Source organism: Candidatus Rokuibacteriota bacterium (assembly GCA_016188005.1).
Classification (GTDB): Bacteria; Methylomirabilota; Methylomirabilia; order Rokubacteriales; family CSP1-6; genus UBA12499.
The window spans coordinates 34,748-54,358 of sequence record JACPIQ010000075.1; the positions used below are offsets into that span (position 1 = coordinate 34,748).

Consider the following 19,611-nt stretch of genomic DNA (forward strand, 5'->3'; position numbering starts at 1 on the left):
GAGCGAGGCGGCGAGCCGCAGCCCGCAATGCGAGACGCAGCCGAAGGCGAGCCGAGCCCAAGGATCCCAGGAGCGCGAAGCGCGCCGAGGCGAGCGGAGATGGCAATCCCCCGAGCGGAGCGAGGTCGATGGACCAGAGGAGCCGGGCCATGCCCTGGAAGCGAAAAGACCTCCTGAGCTTGCAGGATCTCGAGGCCGTGGAGATCCGTGATGTGCTGGACACGGCCGAGTCCATGAAGGAGATCGCGACCCGCGACATCAAGAAGGTGCCGGCGCTCCGGGGCAAGACGGTGGTGAACCTCTTCTACGAGGCCTCGACGCGGACGCGCACCTCCTTCGAGATCGCGGGCAAGTGGCTCTCGGCGGACGTCGTCAACTTCTCCGCCTCGGGCTCGAGCGCCGAGAAGGGCGAGAGCTTGCTGGACACGGCGAAGAACATCGAGGCGATGAGCCCGGACGTCGTGGTGGTCCGCCACAAGGCCTCGGGTGCCCCGGCGCTGCTCGCCCGGCACCTGCGCTGCGCCGTCGTGAACGCCGGCGACGGCGCCCACGAGCACCCCACGCAAGGGCTGCTGGACCTCCTGACGATCCGGGAGAAGAAGGGCCACCTGGAGGGGCTCAACGTGACGATCGTCGGCGACATCGCCCACAGCCGCGTGGCCCGCTCGGACATCCACGGGATGCGGAAGATGGGCATCACGGTGACGGTGGCGGGGCCGCCCACGCTCATCCCCCCCGCCTGCCAGGAGCTCGGCGTCAAGGTGAGCCACCGGCTGGAGGAGGCCATCGCGAACGCCGACGTGATCATGATGCTCCGGCTCCAGCGCGAGCGGATGGAGAGCGGCCTCATCCCCTCCCTGCGGGAGTACTCGCGCATCTGGGGGGTGTCGCTGGACACGCTCAGGCACTGCCGGCCCGACGTGCTGATCATGCACCCGGGGCCGGTGAACCGCGGGGTCGAGCTGTCCCCCGAGGTGGCCGACAGCCCGTACTCGGTGATCCTGGACCAGGTGTCCAACGGCGTGGCGGTGCGCATGGCGGTCCTCTACCTGCTGGCGGGGAGCCAGCCGGCATGAGCCTGCTCATCCGTCAGGGTCGCATCGTGGATCCGGCCGGCGGGATCGATGGCATCCAGGACGTGCTCGTGGCGGACGGGCGGATCGTCAAGGTGGGCCCGGGCCTCACGGCGCCCCCGGGCGCCCAGGTCATCGACGCGGCGGGGAAGGTCGTCTGCCCGGGCTTCATCGACATCCACGTCCACCTGCGCGAGCCCGGCTTCGAGTACAAGGAGACGGTGGCGAGCGGCACCCGCGCGGCGGCGGCCGGCGGCTTCACCGCCGTGGCCTGCATGGCCAACACCTTCCCGGTCAACGACAACCGCGCCGTCACCGACTACATCCTCGCCAAGGCCCGCGTGGAGGGCGTCGTGCGCGTCTACCCCATCGGCGCCGTCACGCGGGGGCTTCGCGGGGAGCAGCTGGCGGAGCTGGCGGAGCAGGCCGAGGCCGGCTGCGTGGCCTTCTCCGACGACGGCGAGTGCGTCATGAACGCCGCGCTGTACCGGCGCGCCATGGAGTACGCGCTCCCCTTCGGGACGCCGCTCATCAGCCACGCCGAGGACTGCCACCTGGCGCACGGCGGCGTCATGCACGAGGGACTCGTCTCCACCGAGCTCGGCCTGACGGGGCAGCCCGCGGCGGCCGAGGATGTGATGGTCGCCCGGGACATCCTCCTGGCGGAGCTCACGGGGGCCCATGTCCACATCGCCCACATCTCCACGGCCGGCGCCGTGCGGCTCGTGCGTGACGGCAAGGCCCGCGGCATCCGCGTGACGGCCGAGGTGACCCCGCACCATCTGCTGCTCACGGACGAAGCGGTGCGCGACTACGACCCGAACACGAAGATGCAGCCGCCGCTGCGCAGCAAGGGCGACGTGGAGGCCGTGCTGGAGGGGCTCCTGGACGGCACCATCGACTGCGTGGCCACCGACCACGCCCCGCATGCCCAGTCCGAGAAGGAGGGCGAGTTCGCGGCGGCCGCCAACGGCGTCGTCGGCCTCGAGACGGCCGTCCCGCTCCTGCTGGACCGGCTCGTGCGGCCCGGCCGCCTCGACCTCGCCACCTTCGTGGCGCGTCTGTCCTCGGGCCCCGCCCGCGTCCTCGGCCTGCCGGGCGGCAGCCTCGCGTCCGGGGCCGCTGCGGACATCACCATCCTGGACCTCGAGCGCCCCTTCGCCGTGGACCCCGGCCTCTTCCGCTCGCGGAGCCGCAACACGCCCTTCCGGGGCCTGACGGGCACGGGAGCGCCGGTCATGACCATCGTCGGCGGCACGGTGGTCGCGCCATGACCGAGACGCTGCTGGCGCTGGCCGACGGGCGCCTCTTCCGGGGCGAGCCCTGCGGGGCCGTGGGGGAGGCCCACGGGGAAGTCGTGTTCAACACCGCGATGACGGGCTACCAGGAGATCATGACCGACCCCTCGTACCGGGGACAGCTCGTCTGCATGACCTATCCGCTCATCGGTAACTACGGCGTCAACCCGGAAGACGTCGAGTCCCGACGGCCATGGCTCGGCGGGCTCATCGTCAAGGAGGCCTGCCCCTACCCCTCCTCGTGGCGCGGGCGGATGTCGCTCGACGGCTACATGAAGGAGCACGGGATCGTCGGCATCCAGGGCATCGACACCCGCGCGCTGACCCGCCACCTCCGCGACCGGGGCGCCCAGGAGGGCATCATCTCCTCCACGGAGGGCGACCACGCCCGGCTGGTGGAGCGGGCGCGGGCGCTGCCGGGCCTGGTTGGCCGAGACCTCGTGCGGGAGGTGACGGCGGACACGCCCCGGGGCTGGGGAGAGGGGACCTGGGATCTCCGCCGCGGCTACGCGGAGCCGCCGGCGCCGCGCTTCCGCGTCGTCGCCTTCGACGCGGGCATCAAGAACAATATCCTGCGCCGGCTCGCCTCGCTCGGCTGCGCGCTCCAGGTGGTGCCGGCCGGGACCCCCGCCGAGCAGATCCTCGAGATGCGGCCCCACGGCCTCTTCCTCTCCAACGGCCCGGGCGACCCGGAGCCGGTGCAGTACCTGATCCGGACGGTGCGGAGCCTCTTCGGCCGGCTGCCGATCTTCGGCATCTGCCTCGGCCATCAGATCCTGGGGCTCGCCTTCGGCGGGACGACCTACAAGCTCAAGTTCGGTCATCACGGCGCCAACCACCCGGTGCAGAACCTGCTGACCGGCGGCGTCGAGATCACCTCCCAGAACCACGGCTTCGCGGTGGACCCGGGCTCGATCGCGCGCTTCGGGGTCGAGCCGACCCACGTGAGCCTGAACGACGGCACCTCCGAGGGGATGCGCCACCGGGAGCTGCCCATCTTCTCCGTGCAGTACCACCCCGAGGCCTCCCCCGGTCCGCACGACGCCGACTACCTCTTCCGGGACTTCATTGCGCTGATGGCAGGCGAGCAAGGAGGCTGACCTCTCCATGCCGAAGTATTTGATCTCGTACCGCAAGACCGAGGAGTCGGGACAGAAGCCCGAGTGGGCCAGCTTCACCACCGAGAGCGAGCTGTCGCTGGAGGCCCACGCCGTCAAGGAGCGCGTCGAGAAGCGCATGGGCGTGCTCGGCGAGAAGCTCTGGGGCAAGGGCGAGGTCGTGTGGGTGGGCTCGGGCCGCCTGGACGACGTGCTCTACAAGCGGGAGGAGGCCGCGCCGGAGGTCTCCATCATCTACGGGCTCGTCGTGGGCGGATAGACCGCCGTGCCGAAGCGGACCGACCTCGAGAAGATCCTCCTCATCGGCTCCGGGCCCATCGTGATCGGCCAGGCCTGCGAGTTCGACTACTCGGGCACGCAGGCCTGCAAGGCGCTGCGGGAGGAGGGCTTCCAGGTGGTGCTGGTGAACTCGAACCCGGCCACCATCATGACCGACCCCGAGATGGCGCACCGCACCTACGTGGAGCCGCTCACCCCGGAGTTCGTCGCCAAGGTGATCGCCCGCGAGCGCCCCGACGCCATGCTCCCCACCGTGGGCGGGCAGACCGGGCTGAACCTGGCAGTGGCGCTGTCGGAGGACGGCACGCTGGACCGCCACGGCGTCGAGCTCATCGGCGCCAAGCTGCCGGCCATCAAGACCGCCGAGGACCGCAACCTCTTCGGCGCGGCCATGGCGCGGATCGGGCTCGAGATGCCCACGGGCTTCTACGCGGAGAGCCCGCCGGAGGCGCTGGAGGGGATGCGCCAGCGCCGGATGCAGTTCCCCCTGATCCTCCGGCCCTCGTTCACGCTGGGCGGCACCGGCGGCTCGATCGCCTACAACCCGGAGGAGCTCGAGGCCGCCATCAAGTGGGGACTCCAGCAGAGCCCCGTGGGCCAGGTGCTGGTGGAGGAGTCCGTCATCGGCTGGAAGGAGTTCGAGCTGGAGGTGATGCGCGACCTCAGGGACAACGTCGTCATCATCTGCTCCATCGAGAACTTCGACCCCATGGGCGTCCACACGGGCGACTCCATCACCGTGGCGCCCGCCCAGACGCTGACGGACAAGGAGTACCAGCTCATGCGCGACGCCTCCCTCGCGATCATCCGCGAGATCGGCGTCGAGACCGGCGGGTCGAACATCCAGTTCGCCGTCAACCCGCGGGACGGGCGCATGGTCGTCATCGAGATGAACCCCCGCGTCTCGCGCTCGTCGGCGCTGGCCTCCAAGGCCACGGGCTTCCCCATCGCCAAGATCGCGGCGAAGCTGGCCGTCGGCTACACGCTGGACGAGCTGCGCAACGACATCACCCGCGAGACCCCGGCCTCCTTCGAGCCCGCCATCGACTACTGCGTGGTCAAGTTCCCGCGCTGGGCCTTCGAGAAGTTCCCCGAGGCCGAGCAGACCCTCACCACGCAGATGAAGTCCGTGGGCGAGGTCATGGCCATCGGGCGCACCTTCAAGGAGGCGCTCCAGAAGGCGATCCGCTCGCTGGAGCAGGACCGCTGGGGGCTCACGCTGGACCGGCCGCTCGAGGGGCTCGAGGCGCTGCGCCAGAAGATCCGCGTGCCCAACCCCGAGCGCTGCTTCGCCATCGCCGAGGGCTACCGGCGCGGGCTCACGACCGGGGAGATCGCCGAGCTGTCGGCGATCGACCCGTGGTTCCTCGACAACGTGCGCGAGATCGTCGAGCTGGAGCCGCGCATCCGGGCCGCCGGGCTCGGAGAGGCCCGCCTCCTCCGCCGGGCCAAGCAGATGGGCTTCGCCGACCGTCGCATCGCCGAGCTGGCGGGCGTCACCGAGCCCGAGGCGCGGGCCGCGCGGCTCGCCGCGGGCATCCGCGCCACCTTCAAGATGGTGGACACCTGCGCCGCCGAGTTCGTCGCCTACACCCCCTACCTCTACTCGACCTACGAGGAGGAGGACGAGGCGCCGCCCACCCCGCGGCCCAAGGTCGTCATCCTCGGCTCGGGGCCGAACCGGATCGGCCAGGGCATCGAGTTCGACTACGCCTGCGTGCACGCCGCTTTTGCGCTCAAGGAGATCGGCGTCGAGGCGATCATGGTCAACTGCAACCCTGAGACGGTCTCCACCGACTACGACACCTCCGACCGCCTCTACTTCGAGCCGCTCACGTTCGAGGACGTGATGAACATCGTGGAGCGGGAGCAGCCGCAGGGGGTCATCGTCCAGTTCGGCGGCCAGACCCCGCTCAAGCTGGTGGTGGCGCTCCAGGCCGCCGGCGTCCCGATCCTGGGCACGCCGTCCGACGCCATCGACCGCGCGGAGGACCGCGGGCGCTTCGCCCGGCTGCTGGAGGGGCTCCACCTCGCCCAGGCCCCGGGCGACATGGCCCGCTCCTTCGACGAGGCGGCGCGCATCGCGACGGCCATCGGCTATCCGGTGCTGGTTCGACCCTCCTACGTCCTGGGCGGGCGCGCCATGCAGATCGTCTACGACGAAGAGGACCTGCGCGGTTACATGGGCGAGGCCGTGCGCGTGAGCCCGGAGCATCCGATCCTCGTGGACAAGTTCCTGGAGGACGCCATCGAGATCGACGTGGACGCCATCGCCGACGGCGAGCGCGTGGTCGTGGGCGGCGTCATGGAGCACGTGGAGAAGGCGGGCATCCACTCGGGCGACTCGGCCTGTGCCCTGCCCCCCTACTCGCTGGGTGACGACCAGGTCGAGCGCATCAAGGCGCAGACGCGCGCGCTGGCCCGTGAGCTGGGGGTGATCGGCCTCCTGAACATCCAGTTCGCCATCAAGAACGAGACGATCTTCGTCCTCGAGGTCAACCCGCGGGCCTCCCGGACCGTGCCCTTCGTCTCCAAGGCGATCGGCGTCCCCCTGGCGAAGCTCGCCACCAAGGTGATGCTGGGGGCGCGCCTCGTCGACCTGGGCCTGGGCGAGGAGCGCGAGGTCGCCCACATCGCCATCAAGGAGGCCGTGTTCCCCTTCGTCAAGTTCCCCGGCGTGGACGCCGTCCTGGGGCCCGAGATGAAGTCCACGGGCGAGGTGATGGGGATCGACCAGGACTTCCGGAAGGCCTACGTGAAGGCCCAGCTCTCGGCGCACTCGCCACTGCCCACCTCGGGCAAGGTGTTCATCTCGGTCAAGAACCGCGACAAGCGCGCCGCCCTGGGCATCGCCAAGCGGCTCAGCGAGATGGGCATGAGCCTCGTGGCGACCACCGGCACGGCCAAGCTCCTGGCTCTGCAGGGCATGACCGTGGAGACCATCCACAAGGTGGCCGAGGGCTACCGGCCCAACATCGTGGATCTCATGAAGCGCGGCGAGATCGCCCTGGTCTTCAACACGCCCGAGGACGGACGCGCTCGCAAGGACTCCTCCATCATCCGCCGCACAGCCGTGACCCAGAACATCCCCTACTACACCACGGTGGACGGCGCCCAGGCGGCCATCGGCGGGATCGAGGCCCTGCTCAAGGGGGAGATCTCCGTGCGGTCGCTCCAGGAATACCATGCCGCCCCCTGACCCCCGCGGCCGGCTCATCGTGGCCCTGGATGTGGACAGCCTCGACGCCGCCGGGAGGCTCATGGACCGGCTGGAGGGCCTCGTGCGGCGATTCAAGATCGGCTCCCAGCTCTTCACCGCCTGCGGTCCGGCGGCGGTGGAGGCCGTGCACAAGCGCGGCGCCGAGGTCTTCCTCGACCTCAAGTTCCACGACATCCCGAGCAGCGTGGCCGGGGCCGCGCGGGAGGCCGCGCGCCTGGGCGTCTTCATGTTCAACGTCCACGCCTCCGGAGGCCGCGCGATGATGCAGGCGGCGGCCGGCGCCGCGGCGGCGGCGACTCCGCCCGGGGCGCGGCGCCCGCTCGCGCTCGCCGTGACCGTGCTGACGAGCCTGGACCGGGCGGCGCTCCAGCGGGAGCTCCGGGTGGCCTCGTCGGTGGAGGGGCATGTGCTCCACCTGGCCGGCCTCGCCCGCGCCGCCGGACTCGACGGCTGCGTGGCCTCGCCCGGCGAGATCGCCCCGCTCAGGAACCACCTGGGCGCGGGCTGGGTGATCGTGACGCCAGGGGTGCGCCCGGCGGGCAGCGATCCGCACGATCAGTCGCGCGTGGCCACTCCCGCGGCGGCCGCCCGCGCTGGGGCCCACTACCTGATCGTTGGCCGGCCCATCACCGCTGCCCCCGACCCGGCCGCCGCCGCCCGCGCCATCCTCCACGACATCTCCCCCTGACCTTCACCCGCCCCGCCCTCCGATGAGCGCCGCAGGCGCGAAGAGGCCCAACCGCAAAGCGAAATCCTCCACGTTCAAGCACCATGGTCAGAGCGCCGCAGGCGCGAAGAGGCCCAACCGCAAGGCGAAATCCTCCACGTTCAAGCGCCATGGTCAGAGCGCCGCAGGCGCGAAGAGGCCAAACCGCAAAGCGAAATCCTCCACGTTCAAGCACCATGGTCAGAGCGCCGCAGGCGCGAAGAGGCCAAACCGCAAAGCGAAATCCTCCACGTTCAAGCGCCATGGTCAGAGCGCCGCAGGCGCGACCCACGCGGCCCTGATCCGCCGGCTCTTCGAGATCGGGGCCCTGCGCTTCGGCGAGTTCACCCTCAAGTCCGGGATCACGTCGCCCTTCTACATCGACCTCCGCGTCGTCATCTCCCACCCCGACGTGCTGGCGCGGATCGGAGCGCTCATGGCGGAGGCCGTCTCGCGCTGCCGGGCCGACCGCATCGCCGGCATCCCCTACGCCGGGTTGCCGCTCGCCGTGGCCACGAGTCTGGCCGGCAATTTCCCGCTCATCTACCCGCGGCGGGAGGAGAAGGCCTACGGCACGAGGAAGCGGATCGAGGGGCTCCACGAGCCGGGCGAGCAGGTCGTCGTCATCGACGACATCGTCACCGATGGGGCGAGCAAGTTCGAGGCGATCCAGCCGCTGGAGGAGGCGGGGCTCGTGGTCAAGGACCTCGTGATCCTCATCGACCGCGAGCAGGGCGGCCGCGAGCGGCTGGCCGCCAGGGGCTACGCGCTCCACGCCGTGCTCACGATCTCCGAGTGCCTGGACGAGCTCACGCGGGCGGGGCTCCTCCCGGCCGGGCTTTCGCGGACGGCCCGGGAGTTCGTCCGCGCCACCCGGTTCGCCTGATGCGCCGCTCGATGGACGAGGTGGGAGAAATCCTGGTGGACGAGGCCACCATCCGCCAGGAGGTGGCCCGGCTGGGCGCGGAGATCTCCAGCGACTACGCCGGCAGGCAGCCCCACCTCGTCGGCGTCCTCAAGGGAGCGGCCGTCTTCATCGCCGACCTCGCGCGCGCGCTCACGGTGCCCGCTACCCTGGACTTCATCTCCATCGTGCCTTACGGCGAGGTCACCGCGTCCGGGGTCGTTCGCATCCGCAAGGACCTGGACGATCCGATCGAGGGCAAGGACGTCATCGTGGTGGAAGGCATCTGCGCCAGCGGGCTCTCTCTCGCTTACCTCCTGCGCAACTTCGAGACGCGCCACCCGGCCTCGCTCCGGGTCTGCGCGTTCGTCGCCAAGCGGCGGCCGCGCCCCCCGGACCTCGTGCTCGACTACGTCGGACGCGAGATCCCCGACGCCTTCGTGGTCGGCTACGGCCTCGACGCCCAGGAGCGCTACCGGCATCTGCCCTACATCGCCCGGCTGGGGTAGCGCCCGGGCCTGCGGACGTCTCGCGCTCGCGGGCGCCAGGGCGCGCGCGTCAGTCGTGCCAGTGGCCCTCGAAGTGATGCTTGAGCTCGTGCAGCAGGGCGTAGGGATCCGGCGTGGAGACGACCACGTTCTCGCCGGGGAGGTAGCAGCCGTGGATGCGGCCGGTCGGCCGCCGCTCGAGCCCCATGGTCGACCGCAGACGACAGAGGAAGTCCACTTCCGGCTGAGGACGGATCAAGACCCTCAGGGGCCCGATCCGGTACAGGTCGCCCTTGAGCCCGGCGGCGGCCGGAGTGAGCTGCTCGTCAGGGGGGACGAGGAACTCGGTCCCGTGGCGCGGGTCAGGTCCCGTCGTGGCGCATCCCGCGACCACGAGAGCTGAAAGGGCGAGCAGCGCCGCCTGCCCCGCCCATCGCCTGCGCCCCACGTCGTCCCCCCTGGCCATCCGTCTGCGTCTCCCAAGGGGGTGGTAGCAATCGGGGTGCCGGGGACGTCCGAGAGGTGGTCGAGGAACAAACGTCCTCTCTATCAGAGAGTTGCGATGCTGCTCTCGGGCTGAGGCAGGGGGACGGCTCGGGATTGATGCGACGCCCTCTGTCGGCGACGCCAGAGTCTGGCCAGCACGCTATGGTGTCCTTGCCAGAGCGGGCCGTGAGATCTGGAAGCGGGCGTCGGGCGGCCTACGACCCCTTGAAGTCGGCGCCCGCGATTCCATACCGCCGCATCTTGAGGTGCAGGGTCTTGTAGTCGGTTCTGAGGAGCCGGGCGGCCTCGCTCTTGTTCCCGCGGGTGCCCCCCAGCGCCAGGCGGATGGCCAGCTGCTCGGCCTCGGCGGCGCCCATGGCGCCGAGCTCTCTGAGCGAGCGGCCCCCGAGTCCGTCGGGGGAGGGGACCGCCCCGCCGCGTCCCCCCTCGGCCCCGCCGAGGCGCAGGTGCTCGGGCAGGAGCAGGCCGTTGCTCAGCAGCACGGCCTGGCGAATGGCGTTCCGGAGCTCGCGGGCGTTGCCCGGCCACGGGTGGCGCAGCAGGAGCTCGCTCGCGGCCTCCGAGATGCCGTGCACGGGCCGGCGCAGCTCCATGGATGCCTCGTCGAGAAAGCGCCGGGCGAGGAAAGCGATGTCCTCCCGGCGCTCGCGCAGCGGCGGCAGTGCGATCGTGAACTCGTTCAGTCGATAGAAGAGGTCCTGGCGGAACCGGCCCGCCCGCGCCTCGCGCTCCAGAGGGGCGTTGGAGGCGGCGAGGATCCTGGCGTCCACTGGAACCGGACGCGTGGCGCCGAGGGGTTGCACCTGCCGCTCCTGGACGGCTCGCAGGAGCTTGGCCTGGGTGGGCAGCGGCAGGTTGCCGATCTCGTCCAGGAACAGGCTCCCGCCCCCGGCAGCCTGGAAGTAGCCGTCCTTTCGCCTGTCGGCCCCGGTGAAGGCACCGCGCTCGTGGCCGAAGAGCTCTGATTCGATGAGCGTCTCGGGAACGGCCCCGCAGTCGAGGGCCACGAAGGGGCGCGTGCGGCGGGGGCTCTGCCCATGGATCGCCCGCGCGACCAGCTCCTTGCCCGTTCCGGTCTCGCCCAGGATGAGGACGCTGAAATTCGACTCGGCGACCTGCAGTACCCGACGTATGACGCCCGCGACAGCATCGCTCGGCCCCATCTGCCGGCGGAGCGCTCCCCCTGCTCCCACCTCGGCGCTCAGCTCCTGGACCCGCGCCAGCAGACCGGTGTGCTCCAGCGCTCGCTGAACGCGCAGGGCGAGGTCTTCGAGGTCGAAGGGCTTGACGAGGTAGTCGTAGGCCCCCAGGCGCATGGCCTGGACCGCGGTGGGGACGTCGGAGTGCGAGGTCAGGACGATGATGCAGGCCTCGGGCGCGATGCGCCTGAGCTCCGGGAGCGCCTCCAGGCCGCCGAGCCTCGGCATGTTGAGGTCCAGCAGCGCCACGGGTGGACGGTCCAGCTGCATCCGCTCCAGCGCCACCTGGCCGTCCTCGGCGGTGACCACCTCGAAACCGCGGGTCTCGAAGAACTCGCCGAGGAGGGCGCGGACCTGGTACTCGTCATCCACGATGAGGATCCTGGGCATGCACACAGACTCGCACAGGAGGCCGGGCGGCGTCACGTTCTCAGCGCTTCTGGTATTCCGGCCGCCAGCGCAGGAGGCGGCTCTCCACCTGCTTGATGCCCAGCGCCATCACGATGCCGATGACGCCCAGCACCATGAGCGCCACCATCATGTCCGCGGCGTTCAGCGTGCCGAGGGACTGGATGATCAGGTAGCCGAGGCCGCCGCCGGACTCCCCCCCGATGAACTCCCCCACCACGACCCCGATGAGCGCGAAGGAGATGGACGGGGTCAGGGAGGCGAAGGTCCAGGCCAGCGCCGAGGGGACGATGACGGTCCGCATGATCTGCGCCTCGCTCGCCCCGAGGAAGCGTGCCGAGTGGATCAGGTCGGCGTCCACGCTGCGGGCACCCTGGAAGGTGTTGAAGAACACGATGAAGAAGACGATGGTCCAGGCCAGCACGATCTTCGCGAGGAGCCCGAAGCCGAAGATCATGGTGATGAGGGGCACCAGCGCGATGCGCGGCAGCGAGTTGAACGCGATGATGTAGGGCTCGAAGATCCCGGCCAGGCGGTCATTCCGCCCCAGCACGAGTCCCGCGACGAAGCCCGTGGAGATGCCCACGAGAAAGCCCCAGACGGTGGACTGCACGGTGGAGAGCGCCATGGCCCAGATGGTGAGCCGCACCTGGTCGGAGGACAGGTAGGCGAGGCGCCGGGCGATCGCCGACGGCCGGCTGATGAAGAACGGGTCGATCCAGTAGAGCCCCGGCGTCTTCGAGAGCGCCTTGATGCCGGTGAGGTATTCCCAGGCGCCCAGGAAGGCCACGAGGAGAGCCAGGCGCCAGGCCAGCACGGTCCACCGGTCCCGGGTCACGAGGCCCTCTCCTGCAGCTCCTCACCCAGGGCGTGCCAAATCTCGCCGTACTCCCGCAGGTACTCGTCGGTCTCCCGGAGCTTGATCACGTCGCGGGGACGTGGCAGTCGCACGTCGTAGATCAGCTTGATCCGCCCGGGCCGGCGCGTCATGACGACGACCCGGTCGGCCAGCGTGATGGCCTCCGAGAGGTCGTGCGTGACGAAGACGACGGTCTGGTGCCTGGCCTCCCAGAGCGCCAGCAGCTCGGCGTGCAGGGTGAGCTTGGTGTGGGTGTCCAGCGCGCCGAAGGGCTCGTCCATCAGGAGGATCTCGGGGTTGACGATCAGCGATCGCATCAGGGCCACCCGCTGCCGCATGCCGCCGGAGAGCGTGGCCGGGAAGGCGTCCTCGAAGCCCTGGAGGCCGGCCAGGGCGATGGCCTGGCGGACCCGGCGCGCGCGCTCGTCGGCCGCCACGCTCCGGTACTCGAGCCCGAGGGCGATGTTGCGCTCCACGCTGCGCCAGGGGAAGACGGTGTCCTTCTGGAAGACGTAGCCCACCTGGGGCGCAGGGCGCCCGACCACGGGCTCGCCGTCCACCAGGATCTGACCTCCGGACGGCGCCACCAGGGCGCCGATCATGTTGAGGATGGTGGACTTGCCGCACCCGGAGGGGCCCACGATGGCGACGAACTCCTCGTCGCGGACATCGAAGGAGACGCGGTCCACCGCGGGGATCTGCCGAGGCCCCTGGACGAAGGTCTTCGAGAGGTCTTGGATCGCGATGCGGACGCGGGGTGCGGCCACTCTCAGGACTTGTACTTCGCCTGCGCCTTCTTGACGAAGCTCATGTCCACCGCCCGGGTATAGGGGATGGGCTTGTCCAGCGCGGTGGGCACCCACACCTTGATGCCGCGCTCGTAGTCCTTCTCCTCGATCAGGAAGTCCCAGTCGAAGATGGTCTTGTAGTACCGGACCGACTCCAGCACCACCTCACGCTTGAAGGTGTCCATGTAGGGCCGGTGGAGCAGATCCACGATCTCGTCGTTCTTCGCCCTGTGGATCCACTGCTGCGCCCGATAGCAGGCGTTCACGTACGCCTGGACCAGGTCCGGGGACTTCTCGATGGTCTCCTTGAGGACGTATCCCACGGTGACGGGGATGGGGCCGCCGAAGACGCTGTTCCAGGACTTCTCGTCGGCGATGTCGTAGATGGGCCGGCCGAACCCTTCCTGGACGGCTGCCGCCTGCCACTCGGTCACGGCCATGATGGCGTCGAACTTGCCGGCCTTGAGCCCGCCCAGGATGGTGGTGGAGGCCCCGCCCCCCACCCAGTCGACGTGGTCGTTGACAGTCCTTCCGTCGGCGGCCTTCGTGTTCTTCAGCACGTAGACCCCGTAGACGTAGGTGCCGGAGCCGATGGCGGTGGCCGCGATGACGGCCTTGCGGCCCACGAGCTTCTGGTCCGCGAGGGACTCGACGCTCTTGACGCCGCGGTCGAAGAGCTCCTTGCGGACCACGATGTTGGCGTAGGAACAACGGGTGTCGGTGGCGAAGATCATGAGGGCGTCCTTGCCCTTCTCGCTGATCTTGAGCGGGTGGTTCGAGTCGCCCAGGGCGAACAGCACCTGGCCGGCGGCCAGGGCCTGGACGACCTTGGCGCCGCCGCCCGGGACGACGAAGTCGGGCGTCCTCACGCCCTCCTCCTCGAAGAACTTCTTCTGCGCGGCCACGAGATGCTGGCCGTACACGAAGGTCGACACGCTGTGAGAGGCCGTGATGGGCTTGAGAGCCTGGGCCCGACCGGCGACCGGCAGGCCGCCCACCGTGAGAGCGGCGCCAGCCAGGCTGGCGGCTTCGAGGAAGTGACGGCGCGTGAGGTTCCGGGGGTCCGTCGTGCTCATCGTCTCTCTCCGGGTTGGCCGCCGGGAATCGGGACACCCCCGGCGGTGGGTGGTTGCTCGACGATCTACCGCGTCCCGCCCGAACTCTACACGCCGGCGGCGGCGCTGTCAACGGCGGAAACGCTCGAACGCATTGACAGAAAAGGTCTTTTGGGCTACCCTCCATCAATGGCAGCGCCCGACTTGCTTCCCACTCCGGACGCCCAGAGGCCATCATGATCCGCAGCATGACGGGGTACGGCCGGGCGGAGGTGTCCGGGGCGCGGCTGGCGGTCACAGTCGAGTGCAAGGCGGTAAATCATCGGCATCTCGACATCGCCCTCAGACTCCCTCGACTCCTCACCGCTTTCGAGCCCGATGTCCGGCGGCTGATCCAGGCGGGCGTCCAGCGGGGGCGCGTGGACGTCAGCGCGACGCTGACCCCGGCTGCGGGGTTGGCGCAGAATCCCCTGACTCTCAACACGGATCAGGCGCGAGAGTACGCCACAGCGGCCAAGCGCCTGGCAGATGACCTGAGCCTCCCCGGGGGACCCCGCCTGGAGTGGCTCCTGGGACAGCCGGGCGTCCTCTCCCGCGAGGATCAGCCGGCCGTGCCGCCCGAGGAGGGCTGGGCCCTCCTGGCGCAGGCGCTGACCCAGGCGCTCGGCGACATGATTGCCCGGCGTGAGGCCGAGGGCAAGGCGCTCTGCCAGGAGCTGTTCGCGCACCACGGGACCCTGGCGTCCCAGGTCGCGCTCATGGTCGAGCGGGCGCCCGTGGCGGTGGAGCGCCGCGGCGCACGCCTGCGGGAGCGCCTGCAGGCGCTGCTCGGGGAGACACCGCTCGACGAAGGGCGCCTGGCCATGGAGGTGGCGGTGTGGGCCGAGCGCTCGGACATCAGCGAGGAGCTGGCGCGGTTGCAGGCCCACCTCGCCCAGCTGAGCGCCCTGCTGGACCACGGCGGAGCGGTGGGGCGGACGCTGGACTTCCTGATCCAGGAGATCAACCGGGAGGTGAACACAGTGGGGGCCAAGGCCGACGACCTCGAGATCTCGCGGGCCGTGATCGCCGCCAAGTCGACCCTGGAGAGGCTCCGCGAGCAGGTGCAGAATCTCGAGTAATGGAGCTGATCAAGCGGCGCGGCGCCCTCGTGGTCGTCTCGGCCCCGTCCGGGGCGGGCAAGACGACGCTGTGCCACGAGGTGCGTTCCGTCGTGCCCGATCTCTACTATTCGGTGTCCTACACGACGCGGGCCCCGCGCTCGGGGGAGCGGAACGGCCGGGACTTCCACTTCGTGACGGCGTCGGAGTTCACGGTCCTGCGGGAGCGCGACGAGCTGGCCGAGTGGGCACAGGTGCACGGCCACCTCTACGGGACCCCGGCCCGGGCGCTGGAGGGCGCGCTGTCGCGGGGGCTCGACGTGCTGCTCGACATCGACACCCACGGGGCCCGACAGCTGCGCCAGCGATACCCGGAGGCGGTCTCCGTGTTCATCATGGCGCCGTCGCTGGCTGAGCTGGACGCGCGGTTGCGCGAGCGGAAGAGCGATGCGCCGGGCGACATCGCCCGGCGCCTGGCGCGGGCGCGCGAGGAGATGGCCGCCTGGCGCGAGTACCATTACCTGATCATCAACCGGGACGTGAAGGACGCCGTGGACCAGCTCGCCACCATCATCCAGGCCGAGCGCTGTCGCACGAGTCGACTCACACTCAGATTCCCGGACGTGGAGGTGCCCGAGTGATGCCGTTCCCATCGCTGGAGAAGTCCCTCAACAAGGTCTCGAACCGCTACCTGCTCGTCGTCCTGGCCGCCAAGCGCGCCCGCCAGCTGAATCGCGGCGCGGCGCCGCAGATCGAGAGCCGGCACAAGAAGCCCACCAGCGTCTCGCTGGAGGAGATCGCCGACGGCAAGGTGGGCTATCGCGTGAAGGAAGACGACTCCGCCAAGTCCTGACGGCATGACTGTCGCCGGAAAGGAGCTGATCCTCGGGGTCACCGGCAGCATCGCCGCCTACAAGGCGGCGTACCTGCTCCGGGAGCTGCGGCGCGCGGGTGCGCAGGTCACGGTGGTGACGACATCTCACGCCGAGCGGTTCGTGGGCGCGCTCACCTGGCGGACGCTGTCCGGCCGGCCCGTGCTCTCGGATCTCTTCGATCCCCGGAGCGAGGAGGCGGTGGAGCACGTGGGCCTGGCCGAGCGGGCGGATGCCGTGATCGTGGCGCCCGCCACCGCCAGCATCCTGGCCAAGGCCGCCCACGGGCTGGCGGATGATTTCCTCTCGACGCTGCTGCTGGCGGCGCGCTGTCCCGTGCTCATGGCGCCGGCCATGGACGGCGGCATGTGGGCCCACCCCGCCACCGCGGCGAGCGTGGCCACGCTCCGCGCCCGCGGCGTCACCGTGCTCGAGCCGGAGTCCGGCGAGCTCGCCTCGGGCCTGGCCGGCAAGGGACGGCTGCCGGAGGTGGAGGCCCTCCTCGAGGCGATTCACCGCCTCTTGACCCCGGCGCGGGACCTGGCCGCCGACCGCGTCCTGGTCACGTCGGGGCCTACGCGCGAGGCCATCGATCCGGTGCGCTACCTCTCCAACCGCTCCTCGGGGAAGATGGGGCACGCTGTGGCGACGGCAGCCCTCCGCCGCGGGGCCGAGGTCGTCCTGATCTCCGGGCCCACCTCCCTCACACCGCCGCCCGGGGCCGTGTACGTCCCGGTGCAAACGGCCGAGGAGATGCGCGAAGCCGCGCTCCAGCAGCTCGAGTCGGTCACGATCGTCATCAAGGCGGCCGCGGTGGCCGACTACCGTGTCAAGGAGCCGCGCGCCAGCAAGATCAAGTCCTCGAAGACCGAAGGACTCACGCTGGAGCTGGTCCCGAACCCTGACATCCTCAAGGAGCTGGCGGCCCGACGGGGCCGCGCCTTCATCGTGGGATTCGCCGCGGAGACCAGCGAGGTGCGCGCCTACGGGGCGGAGAAGCTCCGCTCGAAGGGGATCGATCTCCTGGTCGTGAACGACGTGAGCCAGCGGGGCATCGGCTTCGAGTCGGACGACAATCAGGTGCTGCTGCTGGATCGCTGGGGCGGCGCCGTCGAGGTGCCCCGCATGAGCAAGCTGGCGGTGGCCGGCGCCATCCTCGACCGGATCCTGGCCCTCCGGGCCGCCGTGGCCCCCGCGCCCGATCCCGCCAGACCCGAGCGCCGTCCTCGCCCCTGAGCGAGCCACGGCGCGCAGACCATGGATGACCGGGCGTTCCTCGCCGACGTGCTCCGTGACCTGGGCCAGACCCTGCGCCACCACCGGGATCTGGGCCTGACGGAGATCTCCCTCGAGCGGCCGGCGTTCCCCGCTCCCGCCGAGTCGCTCTCGGCCCAGGAGGCAGCGCTCCGGGGCTGCACGCGGTGCAAGCTCTGCAGGAGCCGCAGCACGGTCGTCTTCGGCTCGGGCAACCCGCGCGCCCACCTCCTGGTCGTGGGCGAGGGGCCCGGCGAGGAGGAGGACCGGCAGGGCAAGCCGTTCGTCGGGCGCGCGGGCCAGCTCCTGACCCGGATGCTCCAGTCCGTGGGCTTCGACCGCGAGCGCGACTGCTACATCGCCAACGTCGTCAAGTGTCGCCCCGAGCGGAACCGGAACCCGGAGCCCGACGAGGTGGCGGCATGCAACCCGTTCCTCACCGCTCAGGTGGACACGATCCAGCCGGCGGTGATCCTGGCCCTGGGCAACTTCGCGGCGCAGACGCTTCTCGGGACGAAGGAAGGGATCACCAAGCTCCGCGGCCGCGTCTACGAGTACCGGTCGAGCGTGCTCGTGCCCACCTTCCATCCGGCCTTTCTCCTGAGGAACCCGGGCCAGGAGTTCAAGCGCATGGCCTGGGACGACCTCAAGCTGGCCCGCCGGGAGTGGGAACGCCTCACTGGATGATCGCAGAGGTCGTCTTCGATCTCCCCCTCCGACGCTCCCTCGTCTATCTCGTCCCCGATGGCCTGCCCCTCCTGCCCGGGCAGCGTGTCAGAGCGCCCCTGGCGGGACGGACGCGCGTGGGCGTCGTGGTGGATGTGCGGCGGGAGGATCGCGTCGGGCTCAAGCCCATCACGGCGGCCGTGGAGCCCGTCCCCATCCTGTCCCGCACCATGCTCGATCTCGGGCGCTGGGTCGCGCAGGAGAGCCTCTCTTCGCCGGGCGCCACGCTCGCGGCCCTGCTGCCTCCGCTTCCGCCTGGAACGAGCGGCGAGAGCGTGGCCCCGCCCCCCGGGGCACGCCAGGCCGCGCCGATCCCGCCCGAGCTGTGGGTGGACGCGGCCCGGGAATCGAGGCTCGTGGAGCGGCTCGGCGGCGAGGTGGGCACGAGCCTCGTCATCGCCCCCGACATCGAGGGCGCGGCCCGCTGGGCGGAACTGCTGGACGCCGCCCGGCTCGACAGCGGCGTGCCCGAGGCGCCGCGGCGGGCGGCCTGGTTCGGCGGCGCCCGCGGCCGCCCCCGCATCCTGGTGGGCACACGCTCGGCTCTCTTCGCGCCGCTGGCCCCGCCGGCGACGCTCGTGCTCTTGGACGAGCACGATCCCGCTCACAAGCCGCCCGGCCCGCCGCGCATGCACTCGCGGGATGTGCTGGTGGAACGGGCCCGCCTCGAGGGCAGCCGGCTCCTCCTGCTCTCGGCGACGCCGTCGGTGGAGACCTGGTGGCGCGCTGACAGCCGCCACCTCGCCCGTCGGGAGTCGGCGCCCGGCCCCTGGCCCGAGGTGATCACGGCCGACACGCGGGGCATCCTGAGACACCACCCGCTCACGCTGCCGCTCACCCGCGCCATCGAGGAGATGTCGCGCCGCGGCCGGCGCACGGCCCTCGTGGTGTCGCGCGAGGCGGCTGCGCTGGGCTGCGACGAGTGCGGTGCGGCGTTCCGCTGCCCGGACTGCGGGGTGGCCCTGGCCCTTTCCCGCCGGGACGCGCGGCTCACGTGCCGGATCTGCTCGCGCGTCGCCTCCCTTCCCGCCGTCTGCCCGGGCTGCGGAGGGCATCGGCTCTCCCCCTTCGGCTGGGGCGCAGAGCGCGTCGAGGCTTCGCTGCGCAGGCGCTTCCCGCGGCTCGCCGTCTCCCGCGCGGCCGGCTCCCGGCCCGACCCAAAGGCGGACGTCCTGATCGGGACGGCGGGATTGCTCCGCGGGGCGCCCCCTGGAAGCCTCGGCTGCGTCGGGTTCGTGGCCGTCGACCGGCTCCTCCGCATGCCGGACTTCCGGGCGGGCGAGCGGGCCTTCGCGAGCCTGTGGGCCGCCGCCGAGGCGGTGGGCTCCGACGGCCGCGTCATCGTGCAGACGCTCCACCCGGAGCACTACGCCCTCCGCGCCGTGAAGGAGCAGTCCCGGACGGGCTTCTACGCGAGCGAGCTCAAGTTCCGGGCCGAGCTGGGCTATCCCCCATTTCGGCGCCTCTGCCTCGTCTCGATCCATGGGCGGAGCGAGGAAGGCGCGCGCGCGCTGGCCACGGAGTGCGCTGGCGCCCTCCGCGGGATCCCGGGGCTCACCGTCTACCCCGCGGCGGCCCGGGGAGGGCCGGGCGCCCGGCGACCGCTCTGGCGCTTCGCCGTCAAGGGGCCGGCCGACCTGCCCGGGCTCGTCGCCGAGCCGCTGCGACCGGTGCTCGAGCGGGGGCGCCGCGCAAGCGGTGTGGTAGAAGTGGAGATGGACCCGCTCTCCCTGGCGTGAGGGCAGCGCCCGGCGCGC

At 70.9% G+C, this 19,611-nt stretch carries 19 protein-coding genes; 14 read left to right on the top strand and 5 right to left on the bottom strand.

Annotated elements, in window-relative coordinates; all coding sequences use genetic code 11:
- The first annotated feature begins 149 nt into the window (after positions 1-149).
- Genes HYV93_14715 through hpt form a run of 8 tightly spaced genes read left to right on the top strand, consistent with a single transcriptional unit; the run spans position 150 to position 9,107 of the window.
- Positions 150-1,076 (top strand): aspartate carbamoyltransferase catalytic subunit, encoded by a 927-nt coding sequence (locus HYV93_14715; protein ID MBI2527222.1) that lies wholly within the window; start codon positions 150-152, stop codon positions 1,074-1,076.
- The gene (locus HYV93_14720; GenBank protein ID MBI2527223.1) at positions 1,073-2,347 is read left to right on the top strand and encodes a dihydroorotase; all 1,275 of its coding nucleotides are present in this window, start codon (positions 1,073-1,075) and stop codon (positions 2,345-2,347) included. Before HYV93_14715 ends, HYV93_14720 begins: the two co-directional genes overlap by 4 nt.
- Entirely contained in the window at positions 2,344-3,471 is a 1,128-nt protein-coding gene (carA, locus tag HYV93_14725; GenBank protein MBI2527224.1) for a glutamine-hydrolyzing carbamoyl-phosphate synthase small subunit, read from the top strand. The genes HYV93_14720 and carA overlap by 4 nt, the downstream gene beginning before the upstream one ends.
- Positions 3,472-3,478: 7 nt before the next feature.
- Positions 3,479-3,748, top strand: a complete 270-nt coding sequence (locus tag HYV93_14730) for a hypothetical protein (GenBank protein MBI2527225.1) — start codon at positions 3,479-3,481, stop codon at positions 3,746-3,748.
- A gap of 6 nt (positions 3,749-3,754) precedes the next feature.
- A complete protein-coding gene (gene carB, locus HYV93_14735) occupies positions 3,755-6,967 on the top strand; it encodes a carbamoyl-phosphate synthase large subunit (protein MBI2527226.1) in 3,213 nt (1,070 codons plus the stop codon).
- Positions 6,954-7,676 (top strand): orotidine-5'-phosphate decarboxylase, encoded by a 723-nt coding sequence (gene pyrF, locus HYV93_14740; protein ID MBI2527227.1) that lies wholly within the window; start codon positions 6,954-6,956, stop codon positions 7,674-7,676. Before carB ends, pyrF begins: the two co-directional genes overlap by 14 nt.
- Positions 7,677-7,698: 22 nt before the next feature.
- Positions 7,699-8,580 (top strand): orotate phosphoribosyltransferase, encoded by an 882-nt coding sequence (locus tag HYV93_14745; protein MBI2527228.1) that lies wholly within the window; start codon positions 7,699-7,701, stop codon positions 8,578-8,580.
- Positions 8,580-9,107 (top strand): hypoxanthine phosphoribosyltransferase, encoded by a 528-nt coding sequence (gene hpt / locus HYV93_14750; GenBank protein ID MBI2527229.1) that lies wholly within the window; start codon positions 8,580-8,582, stop codon positions 9,105-9,107. Before HYV93_14745 ends, hpt begins: the two co-directional genes overlap by 1 nt.
- 49 nt (positions 9,108-9,156) lie before the next feature.
- On the opposite strand, the gene HYV93_14755 is transcribed toward hpt, so the two are convergent.
- The 5 genes from HYV93_14755 to HYV93_14775 form a co-directional block, all read right to left on the bottom strand.
- Positions 9,157-9,552, bottom strand: a complete 396-nt coding sequence (locus tag HYV93_14755) for a hypothetical protein (protein ID MBI2527230.1) — start codon at positions 9,550-9,552, stop codon at positions 9,157-9,159.
- A 235-nt stretch (positions 9,553-9,787) separates the two neighbouring features.
- Positions 9,788-11,182, bottom strand: a complete 1,395-nt coding sequence (locus HYV93_14760; GenBank protein MBI2527231.1) for a sigma-54-dependent Fis family transcriptional regulator — start codon at positions 11,180-11,182, stop codon at positions 9,788-9,790.
- A gap of 40 nt (positions 11,183-11,222) precedes the next feature.
- The gene (locus tag HYV93_14765) at positions 11,223-12,038 is read right to left on the bottom strand and encodes an ABC transporter permease (GenBank protein ID MBI2527232.1); all 816 of its coding nucleotides are present in this window, start codon (positions 12,036-12,038) and stop codon (positions 11,223-11,225) included.
- On the bottom strand, positions 12,035-12,805 hold the full coding sequence (locus HYV93_14770; GenBank protein ID MBI2527233.1) for an ABC transporter ATP-binding protein: 771 nt from the start codon (positions 12,803-12,805) through the stop codon (positions 12,035-12,037). Before HYV93_14770 ends, HYV93_14765 begins: the two co-directional genes overlap by 4 nt.
- Before the next feature lie 23 nt (positions 12,806-12,828).
- The gene (locus tag HYV93_14775) at positions 12,829-13,923 is read right to left on the bottom strand and encodes an ABC transporter substrate-binding protein (GenBank protein ID MBI2527234.1); all 1,095 of its coding nucleotides are present in this window, start codon (positions 13,921-13,923) and stop codon (positions 12,829-12,831) included.
- A 215-nt stretch (positions 13,924-14,138) separates the two neighbouring features.
- Here HYV93_14775 and HYV93_14780 point away from each other — a divergent pair, with 215 nt between their 5' ends.
- From HYV93_14780 to HYV93_14805, 6 genes are read left to right on the top strand one after another with little or no spacing between them, the layout of a single operon-like run.
- Positions 14,139-15,023: a YicC family protein gene (locus HYV93_14780; protein ID MBI2527235.1), complete on the top strand. Its 885-nt coding sequence runs from the start codon at positions 14,139-14,141 to the stop codon at positions 15,021-15,023.
- An 8-nt stretch (positions 15,024-15,031) separates the two neighbouring features.
- Positions 15,032-15,643 (top strand): guanylate kinase, encoded by a 612-nt coding sequence (gmk, locus tag HYV93_14785; protein ID MBI2527236.1) that lies wholly within the window; start codon positions 15,032-15,034, stop codon positions 15,641-15,643.
- Positions 15,643-15,855, top strand: coding sequence for a DNA-directed RNA polymerase subunit omega (gene rpoZ, locus HYV93_14790; protein ID MBI2527237.1), 213 nt, complete (start codon positions 15,643-15,645; stop codon positions 15,853-15,855). Before gmk ends, rpoZ begins: the two co-directional genes overlap by 1 nt.
- Before the next feature lie 4 nt (positions 15,856-15,859).
- Positions 15,860-17,110 (top strand): bifunctional phosphopantothenoylcysteine decarboxylase/phosphopantothenate--cysteine ligase CoaBC, encoded by a 1,251-nt coding sequence (coaBC, locus tag HYV93_14795; protein ID MBI2527238.1) that lies wholly within the window; start codon positions 15,860-15,862, stop codon positions 17,108-17,110.
- Between the two features lie 21 nt (positions 17,111-17,131).
- On the top strand, positions 17,132-17,815 hold the full coding sequence (locus HYV93_14800; GenBank protein MBI2527239.1) for a uracil-DNA glycosylase: 684 nt from the start codon (positions 17,132-17,134) through the stop codon (positions 17,813-17,815).
- Positions 17,812-19,593, top strand: coding sequence for a hypothetical protein (locus HYV93_14805; protein MBI2527240.1), 1,782 nt, complete (start codon positions 17,812-17,814; stop codon positions 19,591-19,593). The genes HYV93_14800 and HYV93_14805 overlap by 4 nt, the downstream gene beginning before the upstream one ends.
- Positions 19,594-19,611: the final 18 nt, after the last annotated feature.